Below are 14,389 nucleotides of genomic sequence, written 5' to 3'. Positions count from 1 at the left end.
TGCCTCCTGTTGCCTGACACCTCGTGATCGCCGGCGGCATGGCGCGCGCCAGGGACCGAGGCCGGGCTGTCCCCGGAAACCACCGTGCGGCTTCGTGCCGGGGCGGCTGACCGGAACCGCGGCTTACCATGACAATCGGCCCCGACATTAGAATACTGTGGCCGCCGGCTTGACCGATGTCCGCTTCGGAGACGCGCACGAGGGGCGTCAGGTGACTGGAATGGGCGCTTTGCTGCCGGACCGGTTCCGAAGCCCCTCGACACGAAAGCCGAGGGGCCGAACGCTCAAATCTCAGTTCCCTCTGCCAAGGTCAGGGCATCCTCGATGTCGACGCCGAGGTATCTGACCGTGCTCTCGATCTTGGTATGGCCGAGTAGGATCTGGACGGCGCGCAGATTGCCGGTTCGCTTGTAGATTAACGATGCCTTTGTGCGGCGAAGGGAATGGGTGCCATAATCCTCGCTGCGCAGCCCGATGCCAGTCACCCACTCATCGACCAAGCGCGCATACTGCCGGGTGCTGATGTGCGTGACGCCGTCGAGCCTGCTGGGGAAAGCGTAGTCGTCGAGCGTACCACCCCTGGCCTCCAGCCATGCGAGGATGCTGGTTCGTGCGGTTTCGAGCAATTCGAACTGCACCGGTCGGCCGGTCTTGCGCTGGATGACGATAGCCCGGCTACGAACGCGGCCGCCACTGACGAGATCGCCGATCTTTAGCTTGACGATATCGCAGCCGCGCAGCTTGCTGTCGATGGCAAGGTCGAACATTGCCCGGTCGCGTGTGCGCCGTTCGCGGTCGAGCCAGAACCGGACGGCCCAGACCTGCTGAGGTTTGAGGGCCCGTTTGGCGCCAAGTTTGCGGCCAGCATTCCAGGCCGGCCGTCCTTTGACGGCCGGATCGTGTGCAGAATGTCCCATCGTCTGTCTCCTCGCCGGCCTATGCCGACGAGGCGAGGAGACACCCGAACTGATGCTCCGGTGATGCGGCCGTATGCGGACGTTCCGCACGCGACCCAACGCGGTCGTTTACTGTCGGCTTGACGGCTTCCAAAAGCAGACAATGGACTACAATCACCTGACTGTTACCTTGAGCCATTCTTCAAGACGAACCGCCGATGCCCTCCATAGAGGTCCCAACATGACCATGTGGCCGAGCCCCGGTATGATTTCGGGGAAGCATCCGTAATATAGACCGGTCCGCCAGACCTCGTCGCTCGGGACGATGGCATCGTCCGCTCCGCCGAGCACGAAGACCTTCGGCGCAAGCAAGGGGGCGGGGGCGAGCGGCGGCCAGCCTTGGAGTTGCAACCCCAACTTCGGCGACTCGGGGCCGACGCGGGAAAGAAACCCATCGAGCTCGACGTCAGGCGTATCCGGCGTGAACAGCATCCGCCGTAGCAGCCCCTTGTCGGCCGGAGGACGGCGTCCCGATGACATCTCCAGCAGAACGGTGAGCATCCGCGGTGATCGAGCGGCCATCCGGATCGCCGACGGAACGAGCCCCCAAGGCGGGACCGAAGCCAACAAGGCCATGCCGGCGGCCCGTCCCCCACCCTGGACGAACTTCTGGACGATGGCACCGCCGAGCGAATGGCCGACCAGCACGAGGGGCCCCTCGATTTGTCCGGTCGCCTCGACCAGGTCATCGACGTAGTCGGCCAGCGTCCATTCCCGGATGTGTTCGGAGCCCCAGCTGCGTCCGTGGCCGCGCAGGCTCACCGCATAGGCGTTGAACCCAGCCTCGGCGAAATAATCGAGGAAGTGGTCTTCCCACACCCAGGCGCCGACGTTGATGCCGTGGACGAAAAGCAGCGATATGGATTGACGGCTGGAAATCGCGGGCCGGGATAAGACTTCGAGTTTTCCCGTGAACACGGGGTGAGATCGAGTTCAGCCAGCATGCACGTGGGGTGCGAAGCATCGTTCCAATTTGCCCGAGACGAGCGGCATTGTTCTGAATGGCGTTCCCACCCACCGGACGAGCGAACGCCTTCGCGGTGGGTGGCCGTCGTCCACTCATTTCACGCTTCTCCTCCGTCAGGGGCGACGTTGGTCGTCGGACGGCCGCCTGACGAGGTGTCGTGCCTCAGCCTTGGTTCGGACCGACGTTGTCGCTCTCCTCGGGCGCGCCCCGGGCCTTGCTGATCAAGCGGGCATTGAGCGCGTCGGGCAACAATCCCTGGACCGCCTTCGCGAGCTTGTTGTTGAGGCCAACGATGCTTTGGGCGGCGTTCTCCTCAAGGGCGTCCACGGCCGCCTTGGCGACATCTTCCGGTTGATCGATGCCGACCGCGTCCAGGAGCCCGCGACGTTCTCCGTGCCCATCGCCGTCGAGGTTGGTTTCCGTCACGCCGGGCACGATGCAGGCCACCCGGACGCCCGTGTCGCGGTTCTCCTCGCGGACGGCCTGGGACCAGGACAGCATGAACGCCTTGCTCGCCGCGTACATCGCGGTGAAGGGGACGGGATTGTAGGCTGCCGTCGAGCAGACGTTCAGGATGCCGCCATGACCCCGCTCGACCATCGGCGGGAGGAAGCGCAGTGAGAGATCCACGACCGCCCTTATCATCAGGTCGACGGTCAGAAGCGAGACGTCCGTTTCCATATCCTTGGCAAACAGTTGTTTGCGGCCCAGGCCGGCGTCGTTCACCAGCAGGTCGACCTGCCAGCCCCAAGCCTCGACTTGCCGTTGAACCTCCGCCGGCGCGTCGTGCCTCGACAGATCGATGCTGATCTTTCGCACGTCGATGCCCGGGGCCGATTGCCTGAGTTCGGACGCGGCCTTGGCGAGCTTCTCCTCGCCGCGGGCGACGACCACCATTTTCCTGATCCCGCGTGCGGCGAGCTCGAATGCGATTGCGCGACCGATGCCTGAACTGGCACCTGTGACAAGAGCAGTCGAGCGGGCATAGTCGATGTCTTGCAGTTTCATGTGCTTCCTCGGTTGTAATAGTGGCTGATTTTCAGGATGATCCCAGTAGTTATGCTGCCGGCGGAAGTTGCATCTCTTTCCTGAGAGCCTTGTCGAAGGCGCTGGCTGGGACGAACCGGCGCAGCAAGCTGACCTGCCGGGCCTTGGGTCCCGCGGTGTAGCGGCGCTTGGGTGCCTCCGCCGTGGCGGCCGTCACCATCACCTTCGCCACGACCTCCGGTGCGTCGGCCGTCTTCATGACCTCGCTCCAGAACCTGCCTCGCCTGGCACGGTCCGCCGCGTAGATGTCGAGGGGCTTGTCCGGCTGGACCAGGTTCTGGTCGAAGGCGGTCTTCGTGAAGGCAGGCTCGACGAGCACGACCCGGATGCCCTGGCCACGGACCTCGTGGTCGAGGGACTCCGAGTAGCCCTCGACCGCGTGCTTGCTGGCGCCGTACAGCGCCATGAACGGGGCCGGAATGAAGCCCTGCACCGAGCTGACGTTGACGATCCGGCCACCCTTCTGGGCGCGCATCAGGGGGAGGACCGCCTGGGTCGTCCGGATCACGCCGAACAGGTTCACGTCGAACATGGCCTGGGCCTGCGCGACCGAGGTCTCCTCGGCTGGGCCGCTGATGCCGAAGCCTGCGTTGTTCACGAGAAGGTCGACGCGACCAGTCTCGCCGAAGACCGTCTCGACCATGTCGGCCACGGACGCCTCGTCGGTGACGTCGCACACGAGCATCCTGCTTCCGCCACCCATGTCCGGGGCAGCCTTCCGGCTGGTCCCGAACACCCGGTAGCCCGCGGCCCCCAGGGCTTGCGCGGTCGACAGTCCGATCCCGGAGGCTGCGCCCGTGACGATTGCGGTCTTGATGTTTCCCTGGGCCACGATGTCCTCCCGTTGAGGCGGCGGGCCGACTGCCGCCCACACTAATAGATTAAGACCATAATATTTATTATCAAGGCTCGGCCGGCGAAGTTTTCGTCCCGCCGCGACCTTCGACGCGACCGAGCCGGCGCCGTGCACCTCGGTCGCCACGGGTTTCCCTGATCCGGCGTCAGGCGGTGGAAAGCTCGCCTCGCCGAGTGAAGGCCAGGCCGCACAGAAGCGCCAGCAGCACGAGCGCCGGAGCCGCCATGACGGCCGGATCGCCGGCACGGAGGTGACTGACGGCACCGCCGGCCATCATGGTGGCCAGGAACAGCGCCCCGTAGGCGACGTAGCGCTGGACCCAGAGCGAGGCCGCTCCGAGCAATTGGGCGATGCCCACGGCGTACATGAACCAGTTCGCGTAGCCGAACCGTTCGAAATTCGAGACCTCGAACTCCGCCGCCGCGACCTTCATCCCGCCCGCGACCGTGAAGACCGTCGAGAGCAGGAGACGGAGCGCTCGGTCGCCAAGACGTCGCCAATCGAACGTGGCACGCATCGATGATGTCTCCCAAAGGCAGGGCGTTCAGGGCTTCTTCGCAGGCGCGAGAGGCAGCGGACCAAAGGATGGTTCCCCGAAGGCGGCACGTGGGATCATGCTGCCCGACGCGAATGCGGCCGCGTTGACAAGACCCATCACGACGAACCCGGCCGACACCGCGAAGAAGGTGCCGGTCAGCCCGAACCCGAGCGCCGAGGCGGTCCATGCACCGCCGAGAGCTACCACCATCCGGAGCAGGCTGGCGGCGACCGGCCAGCCAACACGCCCTGCGCCCTGGGCGGCGAAGTAGAGGGCCAGGCCGGCGCCGAAGAACCCGTAGAACGGGCCGACGGCACGCAGGTAGAGAGAGCCCGTGGCGACCATCGCCGGGTCGTCTCCGAACAAACCGAGCCAGGCCGCCGGATGCAGGGCCGCCGCGATCCCGATGCCCTCCGTCAGGACGCCCGCGACGGCCGCACCGGTCATGGCGGCCCGACGCGCGCGGGCGTGGTCGCCGGCCCCCAGCGCCGTGCCGACGACGGCCGCGATGGGCGAGCCGAGACCGAAGACGAGGGGCACGAGTAGGTATTCGAGCCGTGCGCCGGTCCCGTAGCCGGCTACGGCGGCAGGGCCGGCCGCCCCGACGAAGGCGGTGGCGGCGATGACCGTGACGTTGGAGGTCACGCTGGCGATGCCCGACAACACCCCGATGCGCAGGATCTCCCGCGACGGGGCCCAAGTCAGCCTTGGCACTCGCCGGGTCGGCTGCAGCACGCCGCGACCTGACCACAGGTAGAATGCGAAAACCGCTGTACCGACCGCGTAGTAGGCGGCGAACGCCACGCCCCCACCCCTGATGCCGAGCGCCGGAAGGGGGCCCCAGCCGAAGATCAGCGCGGGCGAGAGCGGGACCAGCACAATAGCCCCGACGCAGGTGACCATAGCCGGAAGCGCCATGTTGCCGGTGCCTCGGATCACCGCCGACAGGGCGTTGAACAGCCAGATGAGGACCGCGCAGCCGAGGACGATGCTGGCGTAGGTGGTCGCGGCCTGGAGCGAGCTGCCTTCCCCGCCCATGAGCGCGTAAAGGGATGGCCCGAACGGGATTGCGACGAGGCTGGTCGCTATCCCGAGCCCAAGGCCGATTGCCGTCGCGTGCCACGCCAGAAGTCCGGCGTCCGCCTGCCGGCCCGCACCGAGGGTACGCGAGACCACCGACTGGATCGCTCCGCCTATGCCGCCGGCAGAGAGCATCTGGACCAGCATCACCACCGGGAAGACGAGGGCCATCCCGGCCAGTGCGTCGGTGCCGAGCGTCGACACGAAGTACGTCTCGATCAGCCCTACGGAGGTCTGGACCACCATCACCACGACGTTGGGCGCGGCCATCCGAGCCAGGGTCGGCACGAGAGGCGCTTCCAGCAGGCGGCGTGTGCGTGTGTCCATGGTGGAACTCTCGCGAGATCATGAACCGCAAGCCCATGCGCTCAGAACGGCGGGTTGGCGCCGTCTAGCGCATCGGCTCAGGCCGCCTCGATGGCCAGTGCGATGCCCTGGCCGCCGCCGATGCACAGCGTGACCATCCCGCGCCGGAGGCCATCCCGGCGCAATGAGTGGAGCAGGCGGGTCGTCAGGACCGCGCCGGTCGCGCCGATGGGGTGGCCGTGGGCGATGGCCCCGCCCTCGACGTTGACGATGTCCTCGGGTAGGCCAAGTTCCTTCGCGACGGCGAGCGGCACGACCGCGAACGCCTCGTTGATCTCGACCCGGTCGAGGTCTCCGAGTGACCAGCCGGCCCGTTCCAGCGCCTGCCGAACCGCCGGGACAGGCCCGAGACCGAACAGGCCCGGCTCGCAGGCGCCGACGCCGTAGGCGACGAGGCGGCCGAAGGCGTCGAGGCCGTTGGCCTCGGCGAAACCCTTCTCGGCCACGATCATCGCCGCCGCGCCCGAATTGAGACCCGGTGCGTTGCCGGCCGTGATCGTCCCGTCCTTGCGGAAGGCCGGCCTCAACTTGGCCAGCGTCTCGACGCTTGTCTCGGGACGCGGCGCCTCGTCCCGCGCGAAGGTCTCGGCGCCCTTGCGGCCCTTGACCTCGATGGGTGCGATCTCGGCTTCGAATACGCCCGCCGCTTGCGCTCTCGCGAACCGTGCCTGAGAGAGGGCCGCCCACGCATCCTGCGCCTCACGGCCGATCTGGGACCGGCTTGCCAAGTCTTCGGTGTGCCAGCCTGAATGCTCGCCCGAGAATGCATCGACGAGGCCGTCATTGAGCATGCTATCGAGGATTTGGGCGTGACCCATCCGATGGCCCCAGCGCCCGCCCTCCATCAGGTACGGCGCCCGGTCCATGTTCTCCATCCCGCCCGCGACCGCGACGTCGTGATGGCCAAGCCGGATTTCGTCGGCCGCTGTAGCGATGGCCTGCGCGCCTGAGCCGCACACGCGGTTGACAGTCAGCGCCGGCACGTTGACCGGCACGCCGCCGTTCACCGCAGCCTGCCGGGCCGGGTTCATGCGGTTGCCGGCCTGCACGACGTTGCCCATCGTCACGCTGCCGAGCCGGCCCGCGTCGAGGCCGGCTCCGCGCAGGGTTTCCCGGACCGCAGCCGCACCGAGTTCGGTCGCGGCGACATCCTTGAGGCTACCGCCATAGGCCCCTATCGCTGTGCGGACGGGATGGCAGAGAACGATCTGGCGTGACGTCATCTGTGGAACTCGCTCGCGTGGACTGTGGGGGTCAAAGCTTCTGCTCGGTCAGCCGGCCGACCCATGTTTCGCGGCCCCGGGCAGATCGAACACGAGACAGGTCGTGCTTGAGGTCGCGACGAGGCGGCCGGACTCGTCGCTGAGACGGCCTTCGGCCACGGCTTGCTGCCGCCCGGAGTGGATGACCTGTCCGGAGGCGGTCAGCAGACCGGACCTCCCAGTCGCCGCACGCATGAAATTCATCTTGAACTCAAGCGTCGTGTAGCCGCGACCGACCGGCAACGTGGAATGCACGGCACACCCCATGACGCTGTCGAGGAGCGTGGCGAGGGACCCGCCATGGACGGACCCCAGCGGGTTGAAGAGATACTCCGCGGCCGGCATGCGCATGCTGGCCGTGCCAGGATCGACCGAGACGAACTCGATGCCGAGCAGCTGGATCGCAGGCGGCGGCGGAATTTCCCCCGCCAGGAGTGCGCGCAGGAAGTCGATACCAGAAAGGCTCTGTCCCGCCGTGGCGATGGTGCGTGGATCGGCCCACTCGACCGTCCTGCGCCGTGAAGGCGCATGCGTTTTCGGAGGCACTTCGTCGATCATCGCTGGACCTTCACGGTGAACTATCGAACGTCGGGCATCAAGCTTTGCGCCCGACGCAGCCCCGTTCGACGGAGACAGTCGGGCGACGCGCTATGGCGCGTCCACGAAGCGGAGATGGAAGCTCGGCGCCTCGCTGCCGACCTCGACCGGCTTGGACATCAGGCCCAACTGCCCCTCGGCCACCCAGATCTTGTCACCTGCGACCGTCACACCGGTGGGACCGGCGAACTGGTGGATAGGCTCGATCTTGGCGGCGTTTCCGGAGACCGTGACGCGGCTTAGAGCACCGCTGCCCTCGACCATCAGGAAGCCGTCCTTGAAGGTCCGCAGCCCGTCCGGGAACTTCAGCGGCCGCGTCGTCTCAAGTTGCGTGACCTCACCGGCGACGCCCTCTTTGATGGCGATGCGGAACAGCTCGCCGCCCATGAAGGTGTTGACGTAGAGGTTGCCGTCGCCGCCGATGGCGATGCCGTCGAGCCCCTTGGCGAGCACCGGGTTCTCGACGAACACCTCGAACTCCTTCGCACCGGGTTTGAGCCGCAGGATCTGGGGGGCGAAGGTGTTGGTCACGTAGAGCGAGCCGTCGCCGTCGAGGGCCATATCGTTCGCGAGCGCCTTGGCGCCCGGCAGCCTGACACTCGTCTTCATGGCACCGGTCGCGACGTCGAAGGCCTTGATCCACGCCCCTTCCGTGTCCGTTGGCCCCTTCGCTCCCAGGGCCGTGGCGTCGTTCGAGGCGACCCAGAGCACCCCGCGCTTGGGATCCGCCAGCAAACCGAAGGTGGACCGGGTGCCGTGGTCGCCCGGCTTCAGGAACTGGGCCGTGACGGCGCCATCCGCGGCAACCTTGAGCACGCCACCATCCGCGATGCTGCTCACGAAGAGGGTGCCGTTCGCGTCGGAGGTCACGCTTTCCGGGAAGCGACTTCCGTCCGGCAACCGGACGTTCGTCGTCCCACCAGCGGCGAAGGCGGTCACGCTCAAGGACGCGACGATGAGCGACAGTCCCACCGCCGCCGGAAAACGTAAGCCGCGTCGCACTTGGCGAGGTGAGTTCTTCATTGCGCACTCCTCCGGGTAGGTCAGGCGCGTCGGCCAGCCATGCCCATCGGCCTCGGCCAGGAATCGACGCTGTAGATTATGATCGTAATCTATTGAAGCGCCCGGGATGGGTCAACCGGGATTCGTCTCGGAAGAGGGAGGGCGCCGAAGAATGCTAGCGAGAAATGGTTCAGCCGGTGATGGTGGCGCGCGCAGTCGCGAGCAGTTCGTCGGCCAAGGCCTCGTCGTCGACGCCGCGCGCGAGCACGACCGCACCGACCATGGTCGACAACGCGATCAAGGACCGCTGCCTGCGTCGCTCCTTCGACGACTTGGGAAGTCGATCCGCGATGAGTCCGGCGAGCCCCTTAACCGCATGGGTGAACCGGGACCGCAGCACGCTTCCCGGCGGCTCGCGCCCGATATCGTTCACCAGTGCCGCGACGGGACAGCCCCTGCCGGGTGTGCGCACGTGGCCGAGAGACAGGTAGTTCTCGATGAAGGTGTCGAGATCCGCCCTGTACTCGTTGCCGATGGCGGCGTCGAACGCCTCAGCCGCGAGGGCTTCTTTGTTGGCGAACTGACCGTAGAAGCCGCCATGGGTCAGGCCTGCGGCCGCCATGATGTCCACGACGCCGATGCCGTTCAGTCCGCGCTCCCGGAACAGGGAGGACGCGACCTCGACCACGCGCTGGCGGTTCAGCTTGGCTTGCTCCTGTGAGACCCTCGGCATCCTACCGTCCTTCGATGAGATTGAGCCCAATATAGATGCGAGCGGTCATGTATTGAAGCCCCTGTGGAAGGTCGGACGTGCTGCTCCGTCCAATCCCCCCCAGGCTTCGGGTTGAGGCTGTCGACCGACCTGCGCGAGGGGGCGAAGCGCAGGTCGGCCGATGCACCGCACGCTCGGAGGACAAGCGCGCGATCTCGGGACGTCCCGTCGGCAGGACGTCGTTGGATGGTCATTCGTGCTTCAGCCCTTGGCCGGCATCGGCATCGTGTCGGCTCGGGTAGCGCCCTGCGACTCTCGCGGCTCGCGCTTCACCCGGAACCACAGGGCGTACAGCGCGGGCAGGAAGAGGAGCGTCAGGAGCGTGCCGACCCCGACGCCGCCGATGAGGACGTAGGCCAGCGCCCCCCAGAACACCGAGTGGGTGAGCGGGATGAAGGCGAGCATCGCGGCGGCCGCCGTCAGGATCACCGGACGGGCACGCCGCACCGTCGACTCGACGATGGCGTCGTAGTCCCCCAGGCCCGCCGCCTGATCGTGGTGGATCTGGTCCACAAGGATCAGCGTGTTGCGCATCAGGATACCCGACAGCGCGATGAGGCCGAGGATCGCGTTGAAGCCGAAGGGCTGGTGGAAGAGCAGCAGCGTCGGCGCGGCCCCGACGAGGCCGAGCGGCGCTGTGGCGAGCACCATGAACATGGTGGCGAACGAGCGCACCTGGAGCATGATGACCGTCAGGGTCACGATCAGCATCAGCGGGAACACCGCAGCCAGCGACATCTGCGCCTTTGCGCTCTCCTCAACCGAGCCGGCCGTGTCGATGCGGTAGCCCGGCGGCAGCTTCGCCTTGATCGGGTCCAGCAGGGGGAGGACCTGGAAGTGGACGTCCGGCGGCTGCTTGCCGTCGAGTACGTCGCCCTGAACGCGGATGTATGTCTCGCGGTTGTAGCGCTTGAGCACCGCGTCCTCGTAGCGGGTTTCCAGGCGGGCGACCTGGGAGACCGGCACCTGCCGACCGTCTTTCGTCGCCAGCGTCAGGTCGCCGATGTCGCCGAGCGAGCGGCGCTCCGGACCGGGGCTGCGCAGGAGCACGTCCACCGAGCGCAAGTTCTCGCGAACCTGGGTCGCCGGCGTGCCGTTGAGGTAGTTCTGCAGCTGTTGGCCGGCCTCTTTGGGCGTCAGGCCGATCAGGCGAAGGCGCTCCTGGTCCAGCGTCAGGTGCAAGGTCGGCGTCTTGTCGCCCCAGTCGAGGTGGACCATCCGCATGTTCGGGTTGGTCGCCATCACTCCGGCGACCTCGGCCGCGATGCGGCGGATGACGTCGAGGTCGGGGCCGACCACCCGGAAGGCGACGGGGAAGCGCACCGGCGGCCCGAACACGATCTGCAGGACGCGCACCCGCGCCTCGGGGAAGCGGCCGTCGTCCACGAGCTTGCGCACCTTGCCGCGCAGCACGTCGCGGGCGTGGGCGTCGGCGGTCTGGACGACGATCTGCGCGAAGGCGGGGTCCGGTAGCTCGGGATCGAAGGACAGGACGAAGCGCGGCATGCCCTGGCCGATGTAGCTCGTGATCTCCTTGGCCTCCGGCAGGTCGCGTACCGCCGCCTCGACCTTCTTCACGCTGGCCTCGGTGGTGGCGAAGGCCGAGCCTGCCGGCAGGGTCACCTCGACGATGAGTTCGGGTCGCTCCGAGTTCGGGAAGAACTGCTGCTCGACCTTGCCCATGGCCACCACGGCCCCGGCGAAGAGCGCCAAGGTGACGCCCGCAGCCATCCACTTATGGTCGACCGAGAGCCGTACGACCCGGCGCAGGCGCTCGTAGTTCTTCGTGGCGTAGATTGCGTCGTGGCCACCCTCGACTCGTCTGATGTCCGGCAGGAGCTTGACGCCGAGATACGGCGTGAAGGTCACGGCCACGATCCACGAAATGAGCAGAGAGAAGGTCACCACCCAGAAGATGTTGCCGGCATACTCGCCCGCCGTGGAGGCGGCGAAGCCGACCGGCAGGAAGCCCGCGATGGTGACGATGGTGCCGGTGAGCATCGGCGCGGCGGTCGAGCTCCACGCGTAGGTCGCGGCCTCGATGCGGTCGTAGCCCTCCTCCATGCGCACCACCATCATCTCGATGGCGATAATGGCGTCGTCGACGAGGAGGCCGAGCGAGATGATGAGGGCGCCGAGCGTGATGCGGTCGAAGTCGCGACCGGTGAGCATCATCACCACGAACACGGCCGAGAGGGTGAGCGGGACCGCGAGGGCGACCACGATGCCGACCCGGAAGCCCAGCGCCACCAGGCTGACGAAGATCACCACGCCGAGCGCGGTAAAGAATTTCACCATGAACTCGTGGATGGCGTCGTCGATGACCTTCGCCTGGTCGGTGATCTTGGTGAAGGTGATGCCCAGCGGCGTTTCGTGGTGGATCGCCACCTCCTCGGCGTTCAGCGCCTCGCCGAGGGCCAGCCCGTTGAAGCCGGGCTTCATCACGAGGCCGAGCATCAGGGCCTGCTCGCCGTCGTTGCGGATCTCGAAGGTCTTCGGGTCCTCGTAGCCGCGCTTCACCTGCGCGATGTCGCCGAGCTTGAGGCTGCGGTCGCCGGCCGCCACCGGCAGGTCGCGGATGGCGTCGAGGTTGTCGATCGCGCCGTCGAGGCGGAGGTACACGCGCGGGCCATCGGCCTCGACGAAGCCGGCGGGCGTCACGTCGTTCTGGTTGGCGAGCGCCGCCAGGAGCTGCTGGCCGGTGATGCCCAGGGTCGCGAGGCGCTGGTAGGAGACCTCGACGAAGATCTTTTGGGCCTGCTCGCCGAGGATGTTGATCTTCTCGACGCCGGGCACGCGCAGCAGCCGCTGGCGCATGTCCTCCGCCCGAAGCACCAACTGCCGGTGTGGCAGACCCTTGGCCTGCACAGCGTAGAGGGCGAAGTAGATGTCCGAGAACTCGTCGTTGAACAGAGGACCCATCACGCCCCGGGGCAGGCTGGAAGCCTGATCGGAGAGCTTCTTGCGCGCCTGGTAGAACTCCGACTGCAGCTTGGCCGGCGGCATCTGGTCCTTGAAGATGACCTTGGTCACCATCAGGCCGGGACGGACCGTCGTCTCGGCCCGGTCGTAGTAGACAAGTTCCTGCAGCCGCTTCTCCAGCGGGTCGGCGACCTGCCGCTGCATCTCCTCGGCGGTCGCTCCGGGCCAAGCGGCAGAGACCGTCATGACCTTGACGGTGAACGCCGGGTCCTCGGCGCGCCCGAGCTTCTCGAAGGCGAAGAAGCCGGCGCCGACGAGGGCGATCAGGAGGAACAGGGTGACGGCGCGCTCGCGCACCGCCAGGGCCGAAAGGTTGAAGTGGGACGCGTTCACCGCACGGCTCCCGTCATGCTGGTGGGCGCGAGGCGGACCTTCTGGTCGGGCTTCAGCAGATGGGCGCCGAGCGCCACGATCCGGTCCCCCGGGTTGAGGCCACCGACGACGTCAGCGCGTTCCTCGCCCATGCGGGCGACCTTCACGGCCTGTGGCTTCACGGTTTCGGTGGCGGCGTCGTAGCGCCAGACCGATGCGCCGGTTCCCTGGTTGAAGAGGGCCGCGAGCGGCACCTCGACCGTGGCGGCGCGAGCCACCTCCCGGGACTTGAGTTGCAGGGTTACGGTGGCGCCCAGCGGTGCGTCCTCGCCGTCGCCGGAAAGGATGTAGCGGGCCCGGTAAGTCCGCGTGGCAGGATCGGCGATGGCCGACAACTCGCGCAGGCGGGCCGGAAAGGTCACTTCGCCATCGGCATACAGCGTCGCCGTGGCATCGCCCTTCGCCAGGTGCCGGCTGGCCTCCGGCAGGAAAATCTCGGCCTCGCGTGCCCCATCACGCGCCAGCTTCACCACGGTCTGGCCGGCGGCGACCACCTCTCCCGGATAGGAAGGCACATCCATGACGACGCCGTCGGCGTCGGCCTTGAGCTCGGAATAGCCGGCCTGGTTCTCGATTTGGCTGGCCTGCGCCTCAGCGTTGGCGAACTGGGCGATGGCGGAGTCCGCCGCGCCCTTGTTCTGGTCGTAGGTCTGCTTCGAGGTCCAGCCATCGCCCACGAGCTTCCGGCTGCGCTCCTCGTCGGCCTTGGCCTTGATCATCTGCGCGCGCGCCGCCTCGACGGAGGATCGGGCGGCGTTGAGGGCCAGGGTGAAGTCGGTGCGGTCGAGGCGCATAAGGGGCTGGCCGAGGCGCACGTGGTCACCCGGATCGACGAGACGCTCGAAGATCTTGCCGCCGACCCGGAAGCCTAGGTTGCTCTCGGTCCTCGCGCGGATGACGCCGGTGTAGCGCGACACCCCACCGATGCCCGGGGCGACCTCGGCGACCTGCACCAACGGAGGCTCCGGCGTCACGGCCGTCTCGGCCGGGGAGCAGGCCGAAACAACCGTGACGGCCACCCCAGCCAGACCGATCACCCACCTCGCATCCATAGCCAGTTCCCCCACGGCCAGTCGACGGTTTGAAATTAAGACCATCATCTATTATGGTCGGCATCTATCGTCAATGGCCTCCGTTCTCGCGGTCGAGGATGCCGCGGTATTCGAGGTTCAGGCCTCGTTCGGCTCGGCTGGCGAGGCCTGGCACCGAGTTACGTCTTCGAAGCATAAGGTGATGCCGATGTCAGTTCCGATGCCCCGACCGTCGCGGCGCGCGCTCGTCATGTCTTCCCTTGTCGGGTCGGTGTCAGGCCTGCTCGCCTAGGGTGCTCCGGCCGAGGGTTCGCAGGCCTCGGAACGCGTTATCGACGGCCCGAACCCGCCGTCGGACGGGCGCAAGATCACGGTCGAGCGGCGCGGTCAGGTCTGTCTGATCGGCCTGAACAGGCCCGATGTTCACAATCGGGGTATCCATCCGGCGAAGGACGCGGGAGCTACGGTTTCCTCGGGAGCAGATCACTTTCTGCCGTATGGGCGGCGATCCGCTCCTTCAGCTCGTCGATCCCATCGTTGGTAAACGCTGGGTACGCCTCG

General features: G+C 67.0%; 12 protein-coding genes. All 12 read right to left on the bottom strand.

Annotated features, from left to right (window positions below; genetic code table 11):
* Nucleotides 1–284: 284 nt before the first annotated feature.
* Nucleotides 285–917, bottom strand: a complete 633-nt coding sequence (locus tag ACLBX8_RS14220; RefSeq protein WP_447715355.1) for a tyrosine-type recombinase/integrase — start codon at nucleotides 915–917, stop codon at nucleotides 285–287.
* A 153-nt stretch (nucleotides 918–1,070) separates the two neighbouring features.
* A complete protein-coding gene (locus ACLBX8_RS14215) occupies nucleotides 1,071–1,874 on the bottom strand; it encodes an alpha/beta hydrolase (protein WP_447715354.1) in 804 nt (267 codons plus the stop codon).
* A gap of 211 nt (nucleotides 1,875–2,085) precedes the next feature.
* Nucleotides 2,086–2,931: an SDR family NAD(P)-dependent oxidoreductase gene (locus ACLBX8_RS14210; protein WP_447715353.1), complete on the bottom strand. Its 846-nt coding sequence runs from the start codon at nucleotides 2,929–2,931 to the stop codon at nucleotides 2,086–2,088.
* Between the two features lie 49 nt (nucleotides 2,932–2,980).
* A complete protein-coding gene (locus tag ACLBX8_RS14205; protein ID WP_447715352.1) occupies nucleotides 2,981–3,802 on the bottom strand; it encodes an oxidoreductase in 822 nt (273 codons plus the stop codon).
* A 169-nt stretch (nucleotides 3,803–3,971) separates the two neighbouring features.
* Nucleotides 3,972–4,343 (bottom strand): DoxX family protein, encoded by a 372-nt coding sequence (locus ACLBX8_RS14200; RefSeq protein ID WP_447715351.1) that lies wholly within the window; start codon nucleotides 4,341–4,343, stop codon nucleotides 3,972–3,974.
* A 27-nt stretch (nucleotides 4,344–4,370) separates the two neighbouring features.
* Nucleotides 4,371–5,771 carry an MATE family efflux transporter gene (locus ACLBX8_RS14195; RefSeq protein ID WP_447715350.1) on the bottom strand — a complete coding sequence of 467 codons (1,401 nt, stop codon included), beginning with the start codon at nucleotides 5,769–5,771 and terminating at the stop codon, nucleotides 4,371–4,373.
* A 77-nt stretch (nucleotides 5,772–5,848) separates the two neighbouring features.
* Nucleotides 5,849–7,033 carry a thiolase family protein gene (locus tag ACLBX8_RS14190; protein ID WP_447715349.1) on the bottom strand — a complete coding sequence of 395 codons (1,185 nt, stop codon included), beginning with the start codon at nucleotides 7,031–7,033 and terminating at the stop codon, nucleotides 5,849–5,851.
* Nucleotides 7,034–7,081: 48 nt separating this feature from the next.
* The gene (locus tag ACLBX8_RS14185) at nucleotides 7,082–7,630 is read right to left on the bottom strand and encodes a PaaI family thioesterase (RefSeq protein WP_447715348.1); all 549 of its coding nucleotides are present in this window, start codon (nucleotides 7,628–7,630) and stop codon (nucleotides 7,082–7,084) included.
* A 90-nt stretch (nucleotides 7,631–7,720) separates the two neighbouring features.
* Nucleotides 7,721–8,608, bottom strand: coding sequence for a Vgb family protein (locus ACLBX8_RS14180; protein ID WP_447715347.1), 888 nt, complete (start codon nucleotides 8,606–8,608; stop codon nucleotides 7,721–7,723).
* Between the two features lie 253 nt (nucleotides 8,609–8,861).
* Entirely contained in the window at nucleotides 8,862–9,404 is a 543-nt protein-coding gene (locus tag ACLBX8_RS14175; RefSeq protein ID WP_447715346.1) for a TetR family transcriptional regulator, read from the bottom strand.
* Between the two features lie 240 nt (nucleotides 9,405–9,644).
* The gene (locus tag ACLBX8_RS14170; protein WP_447715345.1) at nucleotides 9,645–12,758 is read right to left on the bottom strand and encodes an efflux RND transporter permease subunit; all 3,114 of its coding nucleotides are present in this window, start codon (nucleotides 12,756–12,758) and stop codon (nucleotides 9,645–9,647) included.
* Nucleotides 12,755–13,849, bottom strand: coding sequence for an efflux RND transporter periplasmic adaptor subunit (locus tag ACLBX8_RS14165; protein ID WP_447715344.1), 1,095 nt, complete (start codon nucleotides 13,847–13,849; stop codon nucleotides 12,755–12,757). Before ACLBX8_RS14165 ends, ACLBX8_RS14170 begins: the two co-directional genes overlap by 4 nt.
* Nucleotides 13,850–14,389: the final 540 nt, after the last annotated feature.

This window comes from Methylobacterium sp. D48H (assembly GCF_053345715.1).
The sequence above is the reverse complement of the archived record's forward strand: the minus strand, read 5'-3'. Positions and strand labels throughout refer to the sequence as shown.

Bases quoted from the DNA above. Each gene is read 5' to 3' on its own strand.
- ACLBX8_RS14220 (WP_447715355.1), bottom strand. From the start codon at position 917: ATGGGACATTCTGCACACGATCCGGCCGTCAAAGGACGGCCGGCCTGG.
- ACLBX8_RS14210 (WP_447715353.1), bottom strand. From the start codon at position 2,931: ATGAAACTGCAAGACATCGACTATGCCCGCTCGACTGCTCTTGTCACA.
- ACLBX8_RS14200 (WP_447715351.1), bottom strand. From the start codon at position 4,343: ATGCGTGCCACGTTCGATTGGCGACGTCTTGGCGACCGAGCGCTCCGT.
- ACLBX8_RS14195 (WP_447715350.1), bottom strand. From the start codon at position 5,771: ATGGACACACGCACACGCCGCCTGCTGGAAGCGCCTCTCGTGCCGACC.
- ACLBX8_RS14190 (WP_447715349.1), bottom strand. From the start codon at position 7,033: ATGACGTCACGCCAGATCGTTCTCTGCCATCCCGTCCGCACAGCGATA.
- ACLBX8_RS14185 (WP_447715348.1), bottom strand. From the start codon at position 7,630: ATGATCGACGAAGTGCCTCCGAAAACGCATGCGCCTTCACGGCGCAGG.
- ACLBX8_RS14175 (WP_447715346.1), bottom strand. From the start codon at position 9,404: ATGCCGAGGGTCTCACAGGAGCAAGCCAAGCTGAACCGCCAGCGCGTG.
- ACLBX8_RS14165 (WP_447715344.1), bottom strand. From the start codon at position 13,849: ATGGATGCGAGGTGGGTGATCGGTCTGGCTGGGGTGGCCGTCACGGTT.